Origin of the sequence: Pseudomonas sp. PS01301 (assembly GCF_029960215.1) — a bacterium.
In the GTDB taxonomy this organism is placed as follows: Bacteria; Pseudomonadota; Gammaproteobacteria; order Pseudomonadales; family Pseudomonadaceae; genus Aquipseudomonas; species Aquipseudomonas coleopterorum.
In genome coordinates this window covers 20469-40526 of sequence record NZ_JASCPM010000043.1, presented here as the reverse complement: position 1 = coordinate 40526, position 20058 = coordinate 20469, and the positions used below count along the sequence as shown (strand labels likewise).

Here is a 20058-nt window from a genome sequence, read left to right as displayed (position 1 = left end):
ATCTGCCCGATCATCGAGGCACTGATCAGAGAGTAATGCCTGGCGGGTGAGCTGGAGATCGGAAAGCCCCTTTACGGTGGGATTCAGAGCTTACGTTGGTTTTTGGTTCCATTGCTCCCCAAACCCCGTCTGCAGATCGAGCGCCTGGCCGGGGAAGGTAAGACGCCAGAAGAAATTGCTGCAGCAATGGATGGTGTATTGGGAGGTCAGGTGTCGCCTGATGACCGGCTTAAACACGTCTCACGTGTGCTGGACTCGCTAGGTGTTCCCGATCGCAGCATTTACGGTGCCGGTGAAGCCGCATTTGCTCAGTGGCGTCAGGATCGAGGCCAGTCGACTCAGGTATACGCATATGACATCAACTTGCAGAGCCCTAGCGAGCTGGTCCAGCGTGAAGCTCAGTACCGCCAGAGTTCAGGCATGAATTTGAGAGATGCGGATGTTCGAGCATCGAGCTTCCTCATGGATATGCGTGCTCAGGACAATGCCATGTGGTTGGTTGCAACCCAAGACTCAACACCCGAGGCTACAGCCATGCTGACGGCGTACCTGCAGAACGATGCGTATCGAGAGGCGTTCAAGAGCACCATCGACAGCCTATACGTCCAGTACCAGGACTCTCCCGAAACCATCGCGTCGTTGGACACTACCCTGGCCGATGTTGTCGAGATCGTTCACGAGGTCGAAACACGCGGAACTGTGCCGGCAGAGGCTGCTACCCAAACATCACCCCCTCAGACCACACCTGTCCAGGCGTCGGCATCCAAACCGGCGATTGACCGTAAACAAGTGAAAGGTGAACTCGTCGATCATGGTGCTGCGCCCTACCAGCATCAGGAAGGCAAACAACAGAGCTATTTCGTCACGCTCAAGACGGACGCCGGGGAGCGTACGGTGTGGGGGGTTGGCTTGGAATCGGCAATGCAGAATGCCGGGGCTCAACCAGGCGAACAGGTCAAGCTGGTAGACCATGGAACCGTGCCGGTAGTGATACAGGTAATCGCAGAAGACGGCAGTGTGAGTGACAAAACCACACAGCGCCGCGAGTGGACTGCCGAACGCATTTCGCCCGAGCGTGACGTAGCTCATGCCGGACCGACAGCAGACCATCCTGGCCAGAACCAGGAAGAGTCTGGCATGGCCATGTAGTGAGCCTTGGGTAGGCCGACCATCGAGCACAGGAGTGAACGAATTGTCGGAATCGTGCAGGAATCATTGCTCCGGCCTACCCTATTTTTGCTGTTTTTCTACATGAATTTGCTTTTTCATGCATCCGCGCTTAGTCTTGCCCCGTTCTTACCACAACGATTCGAGGGTGTGATGGCCGTGGATCTATCAGCAATGCGCAAGCTGTACCGCGACGGTGCCTTGAAGGCAGCTACTGTTGCTCCGGCTCCTATGGAGAACGGTGCCTGGGTACTTATGGTTGTTCATACTGATGGAACTCAAGACTACATGACTGTTGCCCGGTCTGACCGGCAGAAGATTTACAAGAGTCTAGAGTCGGTGCACGCAGATGCGAAGCGTGTGGGCTTCACTGAAGTTACAACTCAGGTAGGAGCACTGCAGGTGGCATAACTGGAATAGCAGAAACCAAAAAGCCCGGCTGGTAACCGGGCTTTTTGGAAAATCTGAACAGGTCTTTCTCTTTCGACGGCGAAAACCTGTTCAACACATCGATTGGTGAGCCGATTATGGCGATCACTCTGGCTTTGTGCAAGCCGAAAAAGAGTGGGGTCAAGCGGTTTACCGCTGAACGGCGGTCTTATGGATAAGTTTTTTTCAACCCCTTTTGTTTCACGCTGCGCATTTTCTGTTAGCCCTTTCGGCCAGGATGCCCAGTCATGAGTCGGCTCAAAGCCGTACGGCTCTCCCCTTCTGATCCTCACTCGGCGCTGCGCCGCACGGCTCGGGCTCTGCCTGACCAGTACGCTGCACCGCGTCACCTCACCGAGCAGCAGCTCAAAAACCCCCTTATTCGCAAAGCCTACGATCGCCTGGGTAACCTGGTGAGCTTTCGTGGCCAGTACCTGCGCCGCCTCGATGGCGTGAACGGCGATCGCCGGACCCGCCGTGAGAAGTTCGTGGCCATCGAGCGCATTGCCGAGCAGCTGCTGGTACGCCTCGACCTGGCCACCAGTGTCCTGGGCTACCTCGATCCTGCCAGTGGCAGCTACGTCCTCAATACCCAGTGCAACATCGCCAAAGACGCAGGCATTTCGGCGCCGGTGCTGTGTCGTTTGTTCAAGACCCTGGATGACGCCGGGTACGTTTATCGCCGCATCGAGCGCGTGCGCCTGGATGAAAAGGACGACAACGGTCTGCACCTGGTGCGCACGCGCGTGTTGATCCGCTTTACGAAGCTGTTCTGGAATGACCTAGGGTTGGGCTATGTCTTTGACCGCGTGCAGAAGGCAGCCAAGAAGCGTCGCGAGTCTGAATTGCTGGAGATCGGCCAGCGTCGGTTGTCTGAGATGGAGCGTTATTCCCTGGAATTGAAGCGGCGCCAGATGTCCCGTCAGCGATGGGAAGCAAAGGAAGAACGCGAAGCCGAGGGTAATGACGGCAATGCCCAGCGCAGTTCAAGTGGTGCGCCAGTCCGTAAGAAGGCCAGCGATGTCATGAGCGCGCTGGAGAGGCTGGGGGCCTCATTCGCCAAAAAAGCCCAGTAACACCTGCAACCCCTCTTTTTCTGCATCCGCTCACGCGGAGGCCTTGTCACGCCTGCAATTTGAGGTCGTGCGACACGCCTGTGAAGCGATCGGGAAGAAGCCCGGGAGAGCCCCTTTTTCTACCCAAATCAAACGTCAAAACGGCCCCTCCCGGGCGGGTAGTCAATGGCTTTGAAATTAGTGGAATTTTATACCCCAATCAGTATCCCCCTCCGGGAAAAGCAGGGATTTACGAGGGGTGAACCCCTCATAGAGCATTACAGCCTGCGCAATTCGTACCTACGGTACGGCGCAGACGTGTGACCTGAAAATACGGGTTAAACCCCGTCTAAGCGGCCCAGGGCGATAGAGCCGCCCTGCCCTGGCCTACGGCCACCCTGCGGGCGCTAAGACCCGGATAAATCGCCCCCAGGCGGCTTCGCCTCCTGCCGGCTCAACCGGGCGCGCGTGCGCGCAGAGTTAAGAATGTCTGCAGTGAACATGACTACGCTTCGTGCCTTCAATGAAGGCATGCGTTTTGGTGATCATCACTGCTTGACCCGGTGTGTAGGGAATGGAGCGTCCAAATGAATGTTGAAACACCTTAGCTCTAGTGAACGGGATTTTTTCGAGAAGCCGCGTGGTTTAATACCTTTCCGGCATATTGCCGTTGAGAAAGCAAATAGCTAAACTACCTAAACGTCGAACATTCATGCAGAGTTTCAAGGTTTTACTAAGTGCTTATTACTCGCGAGCCATCATGGAAGCGTACTCAAAGGAGTGTAAATGGACAGATTGTTTGGTTTCAGCACTGACGAAGGCTATGTTCCTTTAGCCATTGAAGGTGATGCGCCTGAGTCACAAAACATATTTACTGTCATAGTGGGTAAAAATGGAGTCGGGAAAAGTCGCTTGCTTTCGGCGATTGCGAGAGATAACGAGCGTCGTTATAACCCGGTACTTTTGAATTTAAAATATAGTAGATTAGACGGCTTATCCAAAGTGATTGCTGTATCTACCAGCCCGTTTGATAAGTTCCCAGTAAATAGAAGGACGTCTAGCTTTCACGATACGGCAACAAACTATAGATACGTTGGGATGCGTGGCGAGGGTCCTTTTGGAGCTTCAAATGCTGTGTCGCTATTATCCTCGGCGGCTAGAGGTTGGCTTGAAAAATTGTCTACCTTTAGTACTGCGGCTAATCTAGTTGAGGTGTTTAGCTCATTAAACTTTGAGCCATACGCTGAGTTTGTTTTTAAACCGGGTTATATTGGTAAATCAATAAATAAACCACAAGCCCGACCTTATGGAAGTGAAATATCCCACGAGATCGAAAATCTTTTCGATGTCCATAATATCAGCTTCGACGAAAGGTATTTGATTCAGTTAACAAGCTTTAATCAGCATGAGCGTGAAGATATATATAGCGCCATGGTTGAACTCCAGCGTTACGAAACTTCACGGAAAGCTGTTATGCTGGCTGTAGATTTCAATAGCGGCAGCTTTTTTACTGGGGAAGATCATAGTAATGGTGGGCTCGCGAAAGCAATTCTTACCCTTCAAAGTGCAGGCTTGATGAGGCTAATGGATGTTCGCCTGATCAAGAAGAACTACGGGCCGATGTCCCTAAAGCGTGCCAGTTCAGGAGAGCAATGCCTTCTTGTAATTATGCTTGGAATAGCGGGACATATTACTGACTTTTCGACAATTCTAATTGATGAGCCTGAGATAAGTCTGCACCCGAGGTGGCAAGAAGAGTTCATAAGAATGCTCATCAGCGCGTTCTCATCATACAGAGGCTGTCAATTCCTTATAGCTACTCACTCACCTCAAGTTATATCAAGACTCAAGAGGGAAGGATGTTATATAACATCATTGACGGATAATAAAATATTCAAAGGATCTGAGTTTAGTCATCGTTCAGCGGACTATCAGTTAGCAGAGTTGTTTGATGCACCTGGCATCATGAATGAATATATAGCGAGAATTGCGTTTAGCCTGCTGGCTAAAGTTAAAGCTGCTAAATTCGTAACGCTGGACAACGAGCGTGAACTAGAGCAGCTGAAAATACTTATTGAGAATGTTGACTCAGATGATCCAACCTTAGACTTGGTAAATTCTGTGATTCAGGTATGTGAAATCTATGCCAATAATTAATCAAAGTATAGCCTTCACTAGTCAATCTTTGGCTTTGATAGCACAAAAGAAAATGGATCCTGAGTTTAATCATACAAAATGGTCGGAGGATGATCTTAGGGCTTTGCGTGCGGAAATTCGGGGTTATTATAGACATATACAAAGACTTATTTGCGTTTACTGTCAAGAGCCCATTGGTGTTAGAGCTGCCGAAGCTGCACCAGTTGAGCACATAGTTCCAAAGTCTCAATATTTGGATTTTATTTTCGAGCCGAAAAATCTTTGTGTGATTTGTGCCGACTGTAATCATTTCAAAGGTAGTAATGAGGTTATGTTTGAACCTGTTGTACGTGGACCTCGGCGTAAAAGATATCCTACTGTTTCGAGCGCATTTCAAATAGTGCACCCGCATTTTGATGAGTATGATCTCCATATAATAAAAGCGAATCGCGTTTACGTTGATCTTACATCTAAGGGGCATTACACAATAGGGATCTGTAAGTTGAATAGATTTTTTCATTTCTTTGGTGCTTGCGATGAGTTCATAAATGATGCTGCTCTTGTTGAAGCCAATGATCTATTTTTTTCGACTGGATCTGTTGAAGTGAGTACACTTGTAAACGGCGATATAGATTAATCAACATCTATATTCCAAAGACATGATGCTGCTCTACGCGTTTTCCACGTCTTGACTCACCAGACCGCGGATGCAGGATTGGGAGTATCAAGATGGGCGCATCTCTGTTTTGTGCTTTCGACGAGGCATGCACTTTGGCCATCGGGCGGATTCACTGCTGAAAAGTGTTGATCGACCAGCACTTTTTGAAATACTGTGCATCCATACAGTGTAAGGAGCCGCCATGGCCAAGAAAGCCCCAGCGGCTCCTGCATCGCCCAAGCCATACGAGGTGCTTGCCATGCGGCTACAACGAGCAATCAACACGCCTGCAGCGCAGAAATCCAAATCTGCACTGCTGGAGCGCTTGCCCGGCGATCGGGATGAGGACTGGACGCAGATCCTGGAAGAGATCGGTGAAACCGACAACGTGACCGTGGCCCACCGCGACGATGGCAAGGTCCAGTTGTTCGGGACGGTGCCTCAAGAAGACTGAACAACCGATGTTCTCATCCCCGCCTGGTGCGGGATTTTTTTTACCCTCACATTGCGGTGCCATCATGCCCACGACCGTCCTAGCCCGAATCGACACCTCCCAGATCAGATTGCCTCTATACTCGCATCGAGTCCCGGCAGGGTTCCCATCACCTGCGGCCGATCATCTGGAGAAGCACATTTCCTTGGACGAGCTGTTCGACATCCGGGCACCGCACGTGTACCTGGTGAAGATCGAAGGCGAAAGCATGATGGGCGCCGGTATCTATGACGGCGACCTGGTGATTGTCGATAGAGGTCGCGAGCCACAGCATGGTGACATCGTTATTGCCGCCTTGAACGGTGAGCCCGTGTGCAAACGGCTTCATCATCGTGGCCGGCAAGTCATCTTGCAGTCGGAAAACAAGGCCTATCCGGCGCGTTACATTCTGGAAGGCGATGTAATGGAGGTATGGGGAGTCGTGCGCTACAGCGTGCGTGATCATGCCTACGCCTAAACAAGTGTTCGCCCTGGTGGACTGCAACTCGTTCTACGCCTCCTGTGAGCGTGTGTTTCGACCTGACCTGGCCAAGACCCCGATTGTCGTTCTATCGAACAACGATGGCTGCGTGATCGCGCGCAGCTACGATGCGAAACCCTTCGTCAAAATGGGCGCGCCCTACTTCCAGATCAAGGACATGCTGCACCGTGAAGGGATTGTGGCGTTCAGTAGCAATTACGCGCTGTATGGCCAAATTTCTGAGCGAGTGATGACCATCATCGAAAGCATGGTGGCTGACTCCGAGGTGTATAGCATCGACGAAATTTTTTGTGATCTGACTGGCCGACGTGAGGATCTGACCACGCTGGGCCGCTCGATCCGAGACAGGGTACTGCGCTGCACAGGAATTCCGGTCGGTGTGGGCATAGCGCATACCAAGACACTGGCCAAGCTGGCCAACCACACCGCCAAGCGGCTGCAGGCTCAGACTGGCGGTGTGGTGGACATTTGCGACCCGTACAAGCGTGACTGGGTGTTGCGTAATACTGCAGTCGGAGAAGTGTGGGGTGTTGGTCGACGGCTCAATGCGCACCTGGAGGCCATGGGCATCCAGTCTGCCATGGACCTGGCCAAGGCCGATAAGACGATGATCGGGCGGAAATTCAGTGTTGTCCTGGAGCGAACAGCGCGCGAGCTTACCGGCGTGTCGTGTATGGAGCTGGATGAGCCTGACCCACCGAAGCAGGAGATCTGCTGCAGTCGGATGTTTGGCAAGCGCATGAGCGAGGTTGGCCCGATCAAAGAGGCGGTGGCCACCTACACGGCTAGGGCTGCAGAGAAGCTTCGAGCCCAGGGCTCAGTATGCAAAAAGATGCGTGTGAGCGTGCGTACAGGCATGTTCAATCCAGACGAAGCGAAGTATGCCAACGGCGTTGTGATCGAGCTGCCCTACCCTACGAATGACACCCGGCTGATGACTAACGCTGCTACCCAAGCGGTGGATCACATATTTCGTCCAGGGTACCGCTACAGCAAAGCTGAAGTGATGCTGCTCGATCTGCGTCAGCCTGGTGAATACACGAGCGATCTTTTTGCCCTCACCCAACCGCAAACGTCCGATCAGCTGATGTCGGTCATGGACTCGATCAACAGTCGATGGGGACGCGGGACGTTGCGCACAGCGACCGTGCCGACCAAGCCTGATTGGGCCATGAGGCGCGATTTGATGAGCCAGAGCTATACCACGCGGGTTGACCAGCTATGGGTGGCCATGGCTCACTAACGAGCGTTAGCGCTCGCTATAACTTGTTAATCACTTCCTCATAAGTGATATCAACCCATGTGTACAAATTGCCAATCGTTTCGGATGGCAATGCTTTGACTGTCTCTATTCCGAGTACAAAACCGTAAGCACGCTCAGCTGCGATTTCAGCAGCTGAGACAGTGCGTGCTCTGCGCATTGTCAGGTCGAAACCTTCCAGCATTATGCGAACAGGATCTGGGAGTACGGGTAGTGGTTTCACGGTGATGCTCCTAGCAGTTCGGCAAGCAGAACCAATCTGCGACTCAGCTGCGAGGATGTAAACCAATGCATGAATCAGCAGACCAGGAACCCAAAATATTGCGAATGAATGCATAAAAATATGAAAGTATATGCAACACTTATGCTGCCTTTGCAACATAAGTGTTGCATAATGCCTTTACCGAAACAGCTAGGGGATTTTCCATGAAGTGTAGTGAGTTTCGGCGGCGGATGAAGGCCCGTGGAGTCGAGTTCCAAAGCACCAAGGGCAGTCATTTCAAGGTTTCTTTGGAATGGCAAATCCACCATCTTTCCGGACCATGGCGCTAAGGAAATTGCCGAAGGTCTATGAAAGACCATCATCAAGCAGCTGGGCCTCAAGGATTGAGGCTTGGCTTTTACCCAAAGAGGTGGCCATGAACGACTACACGCTTGAGATCCATCACGATGAGAAGGCTGGGGTCTGGCTCTCTTGTGTCGAAGTCCCGGAAATGCACGCATCAGGTGACACCCTAGCTGATGCCTTGCGTGACGCTGCAGACGCCATGGATGCAGCGCTTTCGATCTACGTCGACCAGCGTCGAGCAATCCCTGCTGGTCGATGGCAGGGTGATGCAGCGACCCGCCTGCACCTTTCTGCTCTGACTGCTGCAAAAGTGGCGTTGTGGAATGCGATGATCGAGGTAGGTGTAGGCCGCGGTGAATTGGCGGGGCGTTTGGGGTGCTCTCGGCAGGTGGTAGATCGGCTTGTCGATATTCTCCACACTTCGAAGATCGATCAGGTGGAACGTGGCTTGGCGGTCCTGGGAAAACGTATCAATGTGAGTGTTGAAGCAGCTGCGTGATGCCCAAGCTGCCCAAATCTTCAGCCAATGAAAGGAGTCAACTTGATGAAGTCGGAAGACTATGAAGATCAGGACTATGAAGATCAGCCCAGTTTGGGGCTGTATGTGCTGTGTATTGCGGCCATCTTGGCGGTGCTGTATTTCGCCAAAGATCCCGCAGAGTCGAAGCAAGCTGCAGAGCAGTTCTTGGAGAAGTGCGCGCAGCCGGTGGAAAGCCCATTTAAAGAGAACTTTGCGTGTGTCAGCGCGCGGGCCAATCGCAAATGAAAAAACAGAACACCCGGATTCACCGCAAGAGCTGACATGAAACGCCCATTGATCTTTTAAAGGAAAGAAAATGCTTGAAGACCGCAAACTATTTGAAGATTTTCACGCCGATCCTCAATTCGCCGACCTTCGTAAATTAAGAAGCCAACTTCAGCCAAGGATGAAGGCCTTTCAATCTAACATCCAAGCATTTCGAAGCGCGTCGGTCTCACTCGATATGAAAGCAGTCATACGAATGCGGGACTACATGTTGGAAATGTATCAGATTGAGCACGCGATGATCAGTGCATGCAAAGACTTACCGCCTGAGTTTGAAAAAGTGAAATTGCGCATCCTGGAAGATTTTGATACAACTGATGCAGCAGCCTACCTTGCAAAAATGAATAGCTGGTTGAGGTTGATCGAAGGTGGTCACTGAACGAATTCACAAATAACAGTGTTTTAGTAGCAACAAAACGTTCGATCACATAGGATAAAACTTACTGCTTTCCCTTCTATGTAGGTTAAGACTTAACAGTGAGAAGCATAAGGTGATAAAATGAAGGTTATTTCAGAAGCTAAGTCAGATAAGTTTCGCGGCCAGTATATTCCGTTGTTGCAATTAGGTTTTATTGCAATTGGCATGGCTGCATCGTTTTGGTTATTATACCTTCTGTATGTTTTTTTTGCTTTTGACGGAATTCATCCTATCAATATAGTTTTTCGTTACCTCGGTGCCACGCCTGTTGTGGGTTTGAATATTCCGGACTTCATGGAGCTTAGTATCTATGATCTAACTCCTGTAATAATAAGTGCTGTGAGTGCCGTGGGGATTTATCTCGGGATGGCAGGGATAATTGCTGGGCTAACCTATAAACTTATATCGGATTATGCCAAATAGAATTTAGTGCTTACTCTTAACGTGATTGGTAGGGATATAGAACCATTGGTGCTTTTCTTAATTAACCTAGTAGTGCTCCACGCACCGACGAATTGAGCAGCATGCTTTATCAATTGCTCCAATACTGCGCAAGTGAGTGCGCAGTGCAGTTTTGGACCATTGGTTAAAGATATGAAATGTTTAGGTGACACATAAGCTTGATTGGACTAGTTATGCTATACTGCGCAAGCCGATGTGGTGGCTGATCACGCAGCTAATCACCTCACTACCAAATGATCGGAGAAGCGCCATGCGGTCCAAAATCACCCAGAAGGCTCGTCAAGCCGCAGTCAATAATGCTCTCGCAAATCAACGTCTGGAAGGCCTTGAGCCAGAAGCGAAGGTGGTAGAGGATCTGCAACGATTTGCGCGTGGGGAGTGCGATATCGGTGTCGTGTTGAGTGACTTCAAAGCAAGGATCGCCCGTGGCGAAGTATTCTGATAGCGGCAAAGATCCTTATGCCTATCCCGATTGTGACGTTCTTCGCAATCGCTTTGGAATCAAAGATCAGGGTCAACTCGATACTCTGGAATCTTCGTTTGCTGCCATACGTGCTGCTGAATTAGAGGTTGACCCTGTCGCTGGCTCATTTGATTTTAACCACTTACGAGAGACTCATCGCCGTCTGTTCGCTGATGTTTACGATTGGGCAGGTCAACTTAGGCAGGTAGATATATCTAAGGGAGATACACGCTTCGCCAATGCGGGTTACCTTGAAAGTGCCGGTCAAAAGCTTTTCCTGCAACTGGCTGAAGAAAAACAACTTCGTGGTCTACCACCTGATGAATTAAGCCAGCGATTGGGTGAGTATCTCGGTGAGATCAATGTCTTACACCCGTTTCGCGAAGGCAATGGGCGAACGCAACGCGAGTTTATCGGGCAACTAGCAAGAGAAAATGGATACCGAGTTAATTGGGACGGTATCAGTCAGAACGATATGGTTAATGCATCGATCGAAGCCTACCATGGAAGCTCTGAAAATTTGGGGAAGCTTATTCGAGCTAACCTTACCGATCTTGATGTTGAGAACGCAGTCAGAGACTCTGATTTTGCAGAGCCTTCACTATCACAGCAGCTAAAATCCCAAGCCGCTGTACTGAATGTTGAAGTAGAGCCTTCATTAGAGGATCAACTTGGAGCACAAGAAATCTCAGTGAATTCCAAAAACAAGGGCTATTTGGAAGAAGATGCGGATGAGCAAGGTATGGATATGTAAGTGCGCACAGGTCGTTATATAATATTCCAATAATTGTCCTTCTACCCTAAGCATTCCTTTTTTTATTACGACTCGCTACTGTAGTTTATAACTAGGTTTGCCCTCAAGCCGGTCCTGGCTGCAGTTGCAGATTTAGTCTTGCTGATGTTAACATGTTCAACTAATCCTTCACCTTGCTGATGCAAGTCTTATTGGCTATGCACGCCTTGACTTTTAAGTATTTGATTGAGAAAGTCGTAGTAACGAAGGTTATTTTAGCTATGATCTAATATTGTAGAGGTCTACTATGAATAAAGCGTTTTTAGATTATCTTAAGCTAAGTGTAGAAGATAAAAATAAATCAGATAAAGAAAGTATAGACATACCCGCACTGGTCCAGTTTGCAGATGATTTCCTACGACAAATAGTCGACAGTTTTAATAGAACATACTATGTCCCGCAGAATGGCCAACTTTCTTTACAATGGAGTACCGAATCTAGATGTGCAGCTTGGATCAATGCTGCCAAAGATAGCAGTGCCCCATTCCACACAATTTATATAACATATGAACTTCTAATCCAGCTGGCAGCTGATGGTTATGCTTTTACTAGGTATGCGATTCAATGGTTGAATCGACCGTTTCATGATGTCTTTTGGGAAAGTAAGGGTATAGAAAAAAATGGTATTGGTATATTTCCCCTTGGTATCGATCCACTTCAGAATAAAAGATTTCTGATGATGAATAGCTTGCACTGGATTGTATCGCATGAAATAGCTCATTCGTTGCAGTCACACGCAGCTGTTAGATCGGGGGTCCCTCATCAAGCTTGGATGGGGCCTTCACATGTTTCAGAAAGCCCAGAAGGGAAAGAACCATGCTCAGATGTAGAGGCTGAAATATTCCAGTGCACTGAATTAGCAGCTGATTTTGAAGCGTTGAGAGTACTTTTTATTACTCTGGTGACTAGTAAGCGTGCGCATTGTAAAGAAAATTCTATACAAGAAGATTCGCTTACAAAAAATGATATCTGGACGTTATTTCTAAGTATTGCATTGGTTTTTTTGAGATTCCACCATTTCGATGGCAAAAGATTTGATGGGATTGTTAAGGGTCATCATCCCCATCCATCTATACGTTACCTACTATTATCACAGTCGCTTATTGGTTTGATTGTTAAGACGGATTTAAAGGAGCTAGCGGGTTTAAATTTCAGTGAAGAAGAAATGTTCGAGGTCATGACTGGTACCTTTTGGGTAGCTCTTATATTTTGGGCTGAAAGATATGAAACAGATTACGAAGTGATAAGCTTTGGTGAGGTAGTAACTGATCCTGAAACTATTGAGGTAAAACGCTATTTATCTAAAATAGTCAGTCGGTGGGATGAACTCAGGCCTATAATAAGAAACATATACAAAAATGATTTTCTACTAATGGAATTTAACATATTTGCTCGGCGAGTCAGTGGAATCCCTTTACCTCAAGACGAGCAAGATGGCCATCATGAGATCTAATCTCCTATCTCCTATCTCCTATCTCCTATCTCCTATCTCCTATCTCCTATCTCCTATCTCCTATCTCCTATCTCCTATCTCCTATCTCCTATCTCCTATCTGCTAGGACTATGCGCTATGCGCGCTTCTACGTGAATTGAGGGATGCTAAGCACGACCAAGCCGCTGTGTTTTTTCGTACGAGCGCGGTGTTTTGGTGTATCCGAATCAGTACCTCACTTTATACGTAGGAGAATCTTCTGGCCGGTTCTGCCGCCGGTCGTAGATCCGGGTCGTGCTGATGTTGGCATGCCCCAGCCAGACCTCCACCTTGGCGATGTCGGTTTCGTGCTCCAAAGCATTGGTGGCCGCTGTAGCCCGCAGGCCATGGACACCCAGTTCCTCAACCTGGATGCTGGCCTTTTTGGCGTACGCCTCGACCAGTGTGTAGATGCCATTGGCCGTGACGCCCAGGCCTTTCGCCCAGTGCCGCAATGGAACGAACAACGGCGCCTTTGGGTTGGCCAGCCCATGCCCCGAGCGTTCCAGGTACGCATGAATGCGGTCCGCCGCCACAGGATGCACCGGGAGGTACCGCACCTTGCCGCCTTTACCGTGCACCATGAGGTGTCGAATGCCTCGCCGTTCCACCAGGTGATTGACCTGCAGCTGCGCGGCTTCTTCCCTACGTAGGCCGTGGTACAGCAACACAGCCAGGATCGCCCGGTCGCGCAGGCCTTTCAGGGTTGTATCATCCGGCGCATCGAGCAGTGCCTTGGCCTGGTAATCGCCCAGGGCCGGTGTCTTGCCTTCATTGGTTTCGATCCGGGGCCGTTTGACGCCATGCACCGGATTGCCACCGGCCACCACGTTGCTGTCCAGGAGATGATCGAACAGGCTGGCCAATGCCGCTAGCTTGCGGCGAACGGTAGCCCCGGTCAGACCGCGCCCTTCCAGATCTGCGCACCAGGCCAATACGTGCGACCGGGTGACCTGGCGAAAGTCATCGGCGCTGGCCAGTCCTATAAAGGAAGAGAAATCTGTCAGGTCATTTTGACAGGCACAGCGCGTGCCTGGGTTGTCGATGTTGGCAAACCATTCCACAGCAGCTGGTACCGCTGCCAAATGACCGATCCAGGTCAGGAACCGATGGGATTGTAGTTGGGTTGATGTACACAAGAACCGTGAGTAGCATTGCTGTCAATCAGCATCTAGGGGACGCCTGTATCGCCTATTGTAGTTGTTTTGGCTGAACCCTCGCACAGCAGCTCTATGGATTGACAGAAAATTTAGAGCCACTTTCTGAGATCTTGATTCGCCGTGAGCATGTGCTCGGACTATTGATCCGGTCCAATTCGGGGTATTCTGCAATGCAGTCTGAAAGGCTAGCAAAAACGTATGGCGTTTCCAAGCTGCGTCGTTACGTGACTCCATGAGTACCTGGATGCCTTGCACAAAGGCATGCAAAATAAAAGGATGTGAGGCAGCATGCTAATTACGAAGTTAAAATTGAAGAATTGGCGAAACTTTAGGGGCCTGGAAATTCCCCTTCATCATCGAACATATATAATCGGATCGAATGCTTCCGGAAAGTCCAATTTGTTGGACGTTTTCAGATTTCTTCGTGACATCTGCAAGCCTGCTGGTGGAGGACTGCAGAAAGCTATTGAAGATCGCGGTGGTATAAAAAAACTCCGGTGCTTGCAGGCTAGATCTGACATTGAAATTAAGATCGATATAGAAATCTCTGAAGAACCCGGTGGGCCTCCAATCTGGGAGTACTCTCTAGGTTTTAAACCAGAGGGAACCGGGGCTCAGCGGTTGTTTGTTACTCAGGAGATAGCTAAATTTAATGGCGTTACAGTCTTAAATCGTCCGGATAGGTTTGATAAAAAAGACACAGTACGGTTGACGCAGACAGCGCTTGAACAGATCAACGCCAACAAAGATTTCCGTGAGATTGCTGATTTTTTTGGAAGTACAACTTACTTGCATTTAGTACCTCAGCTGCTCAAATTTTCAGAAATGTCAGGAAGAATTTTAGAAGATGACCCATTTGGTCAGGGGCTGCTACAGCGTATTGCCAAAACTCCAAGCCGGTCCAGAGATGCAAAACTACGAAGAATTCAAGCAGCCTTAGAGAAAGCAGTACCTCAGTTTAGTGAGCTTAAGTTTGAGCTCGATAAGGTGAATGGCCAGCCTCACTTAATGGCATCTTATCAACATTGGAGAAATTATGGAGCGTGGCAAAGAGAAGATCAATTCTCAGATGGCACCTTGCGTTTGATTGGCCTTTTATGGATGCTTCAAGAAAACAATACGCTATTGCTACTTGAAGAGCCTGAGCTTTCGCTGAATGATGCTATCGTGGCACATATCCCATTAATGATAGACAGGATATTGCGTAAGCAAAAGGCACTCAGCAGACAGGTCATAATTACTACACACAGTGAAGCTCTTTTAAGGAACCCGTTAGAGGGTAATTCGATACTTCTTCTAGAAGCAGGGGCCGACGGTACTACAGCCCGAATTGCTAACAATTTTGAGCTGGAACTGATGAATGCTGGAATGACCCCTGCAGAGGTTATGCTACCCAAGGCGCGGCCCAGTAATATAGATCAGTTAGGACTTTTGTAATGCATGGACACATTGTGATCGTGGGAGAGGACCAACTATGTTGTGTTCTAGCTGAAAAGCTGGTCTTATTTCTGAATAGAGATACTACCATTCATACAACCGTTGCAAACGGGTGTGGTCCCTTTAAAGCAATGATTGAAAAGTTTAATTCCGTTGCGAAGTCAGTAACGCCTGTGTTCATGCTGGCCGATGCTGACCAAGCACCTTGCGTTGTGACCCAAGTAAGGGCTTGGATGCCATCTCATCCATCATCAAGATTCACCCTACGATTAGCAGTCAGAGAGGCGGAGGCTTGGGTTCTTGCAGATCATGAGGGATGGTCCTCTTTTGCTCAGTCGAGCCAGGCTCTGATGAGGCGTGACCCGGACTCCATTACAGATCCTAAGCAGGAGCTTCTACGATTGATACGTAAGTCTAAGCGCAGAGATCTAAGAATTGAAATGCTACCTGGGAAAGGTAGTTCCAATCAAGTAGGCTTAGGATACAATATTCATTTGACTGAGTTTGTTAGGGACCATTGGTCTGCTGAAAGAGCTTCCGAACGATCACCAAGCCTTTTGCGAGCTATTCCTAAAATTGCAAATCTTTTGTGACTTCTTAATTTAAATAATTCACAGTGGTTTGGATCGGTTTTATCTAAATTGGAGTGCGAGCTTGAGAGTTTCATTAGATACGAATATCCTACATCAAGAAGGGTATAATTCTCAGTCAATGAGGCTGCTACAGCGAGTTATCGCTGCAGGAGCTCTTGAACTGGTCCTGAGTCAGATCGTAATCCGTGAATATGAGACTAAAAGACTCGCCGATTTTTTATCTAAGCATCAAAGTGCCAAAGACAGTCTTCGGGAAATTTCTAAGATTTTTGGTAGGTCGGGACAAGAGATTCCAGAATTAGTTAGTCTGGATTCGCAGCTTTCCGAAGTATTACCTGAGCTTAGGGCGCGCTTAGACCATGCTGCTAAGACTTGGATGGAAGAATTTAAAGTCCAAGTCTTGGAACCTCATTCGTGTATATATAGTAAGGTCTGGGATGATTATTTTCAGGGCAAAGGTGCTTTTAAAAAGATTAAAAACCGTGACGACATACCTGATGCGGTTATAGGTCTTTCGCTGGAGAAGCTTCTCGATGATGGAATGCCGTTGATCTTTGTATGTAAAGACGGAAATCTTAAAGACTATGTAAAAAGCTTTCCAAAAGTTCTTGTCTTTAATGATTTGCCAGAACTGGTACGCAGCACTGAATTCGAAAGTATTCTTAGTGAGTTAGACGCACTTGATAATATAATCGAAGAATTCAAGAAGGTAATAGGCTCCGAAACATTTCTCGCGAATGCAATGAGTTATTTTTCAGCAAAGGATTCGGATTTTGACTATTCGTATTGGGAAGACGGAATGATCGAAAATCACGACGAGTTACCATTGCATGCATGGCGTGGGGTTAGCGTAGATGGACCGGTGGCGTCCAGTGTAAAGAATGTGAGATTTAGCACAGTTTCATGCGTCAATGCACGGCATTATGTTGTTACAGTGACGTTTGAAGCTTACTTTCCAGTTCGCTTCGTAGGTGACTATGCAGATTGGATACATGCTCCTGATGATGTCAAAAGAAGAGTTGAAGTCCTCTCGGCTAATGGTGATGGTGCATGTGAATTCATGACAAATAAATATGCAACGGCAGTTGGTGAGATTGTTGTGCATCTGCTTGAAAGCTTAGAGCCAAAAAGTGTTCTTATTCACTCGAAATATATTGGAAGTGAGAACTCACCGCTGGATGTTGAATTTGTCCCCAATAAAATTATTTTGTAAACAGGGTTGTCAGTGTGCTATCAGCATCCCTATTCATTTTTTCTCAAAAAAAACGCACACTTCGTGAGCAGTTGGTTTAATACTTCACTTTGTAAGTCGGAGAGTCCTCCGGCCGGTTCTGCCGCCGATCGTAGATCTTGGTCGTGCTGATATTGGCATGACCCAGCCAGGCCTGCACCTTGGCGATGTCGGCTTCATGCTCTAAGGCATTGGTTGCCGCTGTTGCACGTAGACCGTGGACCCCCAGGCCGTCTACCTTGATGCCGGCCTTTTCCGCGTATGTCTCGACCAGCGTGTAGATGCCATTGGCCGTGACGCCCAGGCCTTTCGCCCAGTGCCGCAATGGCACAAACAGCGCGGCTTTTGGGTTGGCCAGCGCATGCCCCGAGCGTTCCAGGTACGCATGAATCCGATCCGCTGCTACAGGATGCACCGGGAGGTACCGCACCTTGCCGCCTTTGCCGTGCACCATGAGGTGTCGAATGCCTCGACGTTCGACCAGGTGATTGACCTGCAGCTGCGCAGCTTCTTCCCGGCGCAGGCCGTGGTACAGCAACACGGCCAGGATGGCCCGATCGCGCAGGCCTTTCAGCGACGTCTCATCCGGCGCATCGAGCAGTGCCTTGGCCTGGTGATCGCCCAGGGCCGGTGTCTTGCCTTCATTGGTTTCGATCCGTGGACGTTTGACGCCATGCACCGGATTGCCTCCGGCCACTGCGTTGCTGTCCAGAAGGTGATCGAACAGGCTGGCCAGCGCGGCGAGCTTGCGGCGAATGGTAGCCCCTGCCAGGCCGCGCCCTTCTAGATCCGCACGCCAGGCTAAGACATGCGATCGGGTGACCTGGCGAAAGTCATCGGCGCTGGCCAGCCCTATAAAGGAAGAGAAATCCGTTAGGTCATTTTGATAGGCACGGCGCGTGCGTGGGTTGTCTATGTTGGCAAACCATTCGACTGCAGCTGGTACTGCAGCCAACTGCTGAAACTCGACCGCTGTCAGCCGCCTCTCCCCTTCTCGCAGCTGAACAGAGTTGTTATGAGCGTTTGTCATCTCTGTGGTCATCTTGGGAATCCTCCACGTATTTTGGTCATCGCTGTTACGCCCTGACGCCTATTCGTCCACCTTACCCGAAAACCGTCCATTACTGTTGATAACGTATTTTATCACCAGTAATTGACCGAAAGCCTTCGCATGCCTCGAAAGTCATAAATCAACCTAATTTGCTGTTTCAGTATTGACAAGAAGGGAAAAAAAGAGTCGTTCCTGAATCGTGCAGAATCCTAAAAGAATGTGTATATTCGTATATGTGAATATACGTATCCACTAGGAGTGCTCATGGATCTGCTACCGGCGACCGTCTTCAAATGTCTTGGCGACGAAACGCGCACACGCATCATGCTCATGCTCGCTGACCAAGACGAGCTCTGTGTTTGCGAGCTGATTTGGGCGCTGGATGATAGCCAGCCGAAAATCTCTCGGCATTTAGCCCAACTTCGTAATTGCGGGTTATTAGCGGACCGCCGTCAGGGACAGTGGATTTATTACCGCTTGCATCCACAGTTGCCCGAATGGGTTATGCAAGTGCTCCAGATAACACGCAGTGCTAATCAGTCCTGGATTGATCAAGACGTAAGCCGTCTTGCATCAATGGAAGGTCGTCCGGTCCGTCAGGCCGCGTGCTGCTGATTTCGCTGGAGCGTCTCCATATGGTTGCTGCAATCACAATATTCGCTTTGACACTTATGTTGGTCATCTGGCAGCCGAAGGGCTTAGGCGTAGGCTGGAGCGCCGCCGGCGGCGCAGTACTGGCTTTGCTTACGGGTGTGGTTGGTTTAGGCGACGTACCCACGGTATGGGCCATCGTGTGGAATGCAACGGCCACTTTTATCGCCGTCATCTTCATTAGCTTGTTACTGGATGAGGCCGGATTCTTTGAGTGGGCTGCCTTGCACATGGCCCGGTTGGGCCAAGGCAAAGGCATCCGGTTGTTCATCCTGATGATCCTGCTGGGCGCCGCTGTTTCGGCCCTGTTTGCAAACGATGGCGCTGCGTTGATCCTGACCCCCATCGTCATTGCCATGCTCACAGCCTTGCGCTTTAGCCCGGCGTCCACCCTGGCCTTTGTCATGGCTGCAGGTTTCATCGCGGATACCGCGAGCCTACCGATGGTGGTGTCCAACCTAGTCAATATCGTGTCAGCGGATTTTTTCCAAATAGGCTTCGCTGAATATGCTTCGGTGATGTGGTCCGTGAACATAGTCAGCGTGATGGCGACCTTGTTCATGCTGTGGCTGTGCTATCGGCGCGACATCCCTACTACCTATGATCCACAGCAGCTTCATGCGCCTGAGACTGTAATCCGTGACAAGGCTACCTTCGTCGCCGGCTGGTGGGTCTTGGCATTACTGCTTGTCGGCCTGTTCGCGCTGGAGCCGATGGGGATCCCCATCAGTGCGGTGGCAGCCAGCTGCGCACTCATCCTTCTGGGGATCGCCGGCAAAGGTCGCGTTATTTCTACCCGTACGGTTATCAAAAATGCACCGTGGCAGGTCGTGGTGTTTTCGCTAGGGATGTACCTGGTGGTTTATGGGCTGCGCAACGCAGGGCTGACTGACGCTCTCACGTCTCTGCTCAATATCTTCGCAGAACAGGGCCTGTGGACTGCAACTATGGGTACCGGTGTGGTGGCCGCATTGCTGTCGTCTGTTATGAACAACATGCCCAGCGTGCTTATCGGTGCCCTATCGATTCAGGACAGTCAGGCCACAGGCGTGGTCCATCAGGCCATGGTGTACGCCAACATCATCGGCTGCGACTTGGGCCCCAAGATCACTCCGATCGGTAGCCTGGCCACGTTGCTGTGGCTCCACGTACTGGCTCAAAAACACATCCGCATCACGTGGGGATACTACTTCAAAGTTGGCAGCCTGCTGACCATCCCTGTTCTGCTTATTACCCTGGCCGCACTCGCTTTGCGGCTCAGCATCCAAGCCTAGG

22 protein-coding genes and 1 pseudogene are annotated in these 20058 nt (G+C 49.7%); 20 read left to right on the top strand and 3 right to left on the bottom strand.

The window, feature by feature from the left end; all coding sequences use genetic code 11:
- Positions 1-102: 102 nt before the first annotated feature.
- From QMX89_RS18810 to umuC, 8 genes are all read left to right on the top strand, one after another.
- The gene (locus QMX89_RS18810) at positions 103-1149 is read left to right on the top strand and encodes a hypothetical protein (protein ID WP_282349368.1); all 1047 of its coding nucleotides are present in this window, start codon (positions 103-105) and stop codon (positions 1147-1149) included.
- Positions 1150-1203: 54 nt separating this feature from the next.
- Positions 1204-1578, top strand: coding sequence for a plasmid replication protein RepB (locus tag QMX89_RS18805; protein ID WP_282349367.1), 375 nt, complete (start codon positions 1204-1206; stop codon positions 1576-1578).
- A 338-nt stretch (positions 1579-1916) separates the two neighbouring features.
- Positions 1917-2672: a hypothetical protein gene (locus QMX89_RS18800; RefSeq protein WP_282349370.1), complete on the top strand. Its 756-nt coding sequence runs from the start codon at positions 1917-1919 to the stop codon at positions 2670-2672.
- A gap of 765 nt (positions 2673-3437) precedes the next feature.
- Positions 3438-4808, top strand: coding sequence for an ATP-binding protein (locus tag QMX89_RS18795; RefSeq protein WP_282349366.1), 1371 nt, complete (start codon positions 3438-3440; stop codon positions 4806-4808).
- The gene (locus tag QMX89_RS18790) at positions 4795-5424 is read left to right on the top strand and encodes an HNH endonuclease (protein ID WP_282349365.1); all 630 of its coding nucleotides are present in this window, start codon (positions 4795-4797) and stop codon (positions 5422-5424) included. The genes QMX89_RS18795 and QMX89_RS18790 overlap by 14 nt, the downstream gene beginning before the upstream one ends.
- A gap of 223 nt (positions 5425-5647) precedes the next feature.
- Positions 5648-5899: a DUF1654 domain-containing protein gene (locus QMX89_RS18785; protein ID WP_282349364.1), complete on the top strand. Its 252-nt coding sequence runs from the start codon at positions 5648-5650 to the stop codon at positions 5897-5899.
- A 64-nt stretch (positions 5900-5963) separates the two neighbouring features.
- A complete protein-coding gene (locus tag QMX89_RS18780) occupies positions 5964-6395 on the top strand; it encodes a S24 family peptidase (RefSeq protein WP_282349363.1) in 432 nt (143 codons plus the stop codon).
- Entirely contained in the window at positions 6382-7662 is a 1281-nt protein-coding gene (gene umuC / locus QMX89_RS18775) for a translesion error-prone DNA polymerase V subunit UmuC (RefSeq protein WP_282349362.1), read from the top strand. The genes QMX89_RS18780 and umuC overlap by 14 nt, the downstream gene beginning before the upstream one ends.
- Positions 7663-7678: 16 nt before the next feature.
- Here umuC and QMX89_RS18770 read toward each other — a convergent pair whose 3' ends face one another.
- Positions 7679-7903: a hypothetical protein gene (locus QMX89_RS18770; protein WP_282349360.1), complete on the bottom strand. Its 225-nt coding sequence runs from the start codon at positions 7901-7903 to the stop codon at positions 7679-7681.
- Between the two features lie 203 nt (positions 7904-8106).
- Between QMX89_RS18770 and QMX89_RS18765 the strand changes: the two are divergent.
- The 8 genes and pseudogenes from QMX89_RS18765 (at position 8107) to QMX89_RS18730 (ending at position 12642) form a co-directional block, all read left to right on the top strand.
- Positions 8107-8254, top strand: a pseudogene (locus tag QMX89_RS18765) (type II toxin-antitoxin system HicA family toxin).
- Between the two features lie 64 nt (positions 8255-8318).
- Positions 8319-8747, top strand: coding sequence for a type II toxin-antitoxin system HicB family antitoxin (locus QMX89_RS18760; protein ID WP_282349359.1), 429 nt, complete (start codon positions 8319-8321; stop codon positions 8745-8747).
- Between the two features lie 45 nt (positions 8748-8792).
- A complete protein-coding gene (locus QMX89_RS18755) occupies positions 8793-9014 on the top strand; it encodes a hypothetical protein (RefSeq protein ID WP_282349358.1) in 222 nt (73 codons plus the stop codon).
- A gap of 70 nt (positions 9015-9084) precedes the next feature.
- The gene (locus QMX89_RS18750) at positions 9085-9432 is read left to right on the top strand and encodes a hypothetical protein (protein WP_282349357.1); all 348 of its coding nucleotides are present in this window, start codon (positions 9085-9087) and stop codon (positions 9430-9432) included.
- A 120-nt stretch (positions 9433-9552) separates the two neighbouring features.
- Positions 9553-9894 carry a hypothetical protein gene (locus QMX89_RS18745; RefSeq protein ID WP_282349356.1) on the top strand — a complete coding sequence of 114 codons (342 nt, stop codon included), beginning with the start codon at positions 9553-9555 and terminating at the stop codon, positions 9892-9894.
- A gap of 289 nt (positions 9895-10183) precedes the next feature.
- A complete protein-coding gene (locus QMX89_RS18740; protein ID WP_282349355.1) occupies positions 10184-10375 on the top strand; it encodes an antitoxin VbhA family protein in 192 nt (63 codons plus the stop codon).
- Positions 10359-11150, top strand: a complete 792-nt coding sequence (locus tag QMX89_RS18735) for a putative adenosine monophosphate-protein transferase Fic (protein ID WP_282349354.1) — start codon at positions 10359-10361, stop codon at positions 11148-11150. Before QMX89_RS18740 ends, QMX89_RS18735 begins: the two co-directional genes overlap by 17 nt.
- 286 nt (positions 11151-11436) lie before the next feature.
- A complete protein-coding gene (locus QMX89_RS18730) occupies positions 11437-12642 on the top strand; it encodes a hypothetical protein (protein WP_282349353.1) in 1206 nt (401 codons plus the stop codon).
- A gap of 206 nt (positions 12643-12848) precedes the next feature.
- Here QMX89_RS18730 and QMX89_RS18725 read toward each other — a convergent pair whose 3' ends face one another.
- Positions 12849-13799 (bottom strand): tyrosine-type recombinase/integrase, encoded by a 951-nt coding sequence (locus QMX89_RS18725; protein WP_282349352.1) that lies wholly within the window; start codon positions 13797-13799, stop codon positions 12849-12851.
- Between the two features lie 309 nt (positions 13800-14108).
- On the opposite strand from QMX89_RS18725, the gene QMX89_RS18720 reads away from it, so the two are divergent.
- Positions 14109-15257, top strand: a complete 1149-nt coding sequence (locus QMX89_RS18720; RefSeq protein WP_282349350.1) for an ATP-binding protein — start codon at positions 14109-14111, stop codon at positions 15255-15257.
- A 654-nt stretch (positions 15258-15911) separates the two neighbouring features.
- Entirely contained in the window at positions 15912-17063 is a 1152-nt protein-coding gene (locus QMX89_RS18715) for a PIN domain-containing protein (RefSeq protein ID WP_282349349.1), read from the top strand.
- 76 nt (positions 17064-17139) lie between these two features.
- On the opposite strand, the gene QMX89_RS18710 is transcribed toward QMX89_RS18715, so the two are convergent.
- On the bottom strand, positions 17140-18123 hold the full coding sequence (locus QMX89_RS18710) for a tyrosine-type recombinase/integrase (protein ID WP_282349347.1): 984 nt from the start codon (positions 18121-18123) through the stop codon (positions 17140-17142).
- Positions 18124-18396: 273 nt separating this feature from the next.
- Between QMX89_RS18710 and QMX89_RS18705 the strand changes: the two genes are divergently transcribed.
- Both QMX89_RS18705 and QMX89_RS18700 read left to right on the top strand, forming a co-directional pair.
- Positions 18397-18747, top strand: coding sequence for a metalloregulator ArsR/SmtB family transcription factor (locus QMX89_RS18705; protein ID WP_109514200.1), 351 nt, complete (start codon positions 18397-18399; stop codon positions 18745-18747).
- A 20-nt stretch (positions 18748-18767) separates the two neighbouring features.
- Positions 18768-20057: an arsenic transporter gene (locus QMX89_RS18700; RefSeq protein WP_282349345.1), complete on the top strand. Its 1290-nt coding sequence runs from the start codon at positions 18768-18770 to the stop codon at positions 20055-20057.
- The last annotated feature ends 1 nt before the right edge of the window (position 20058 follow it).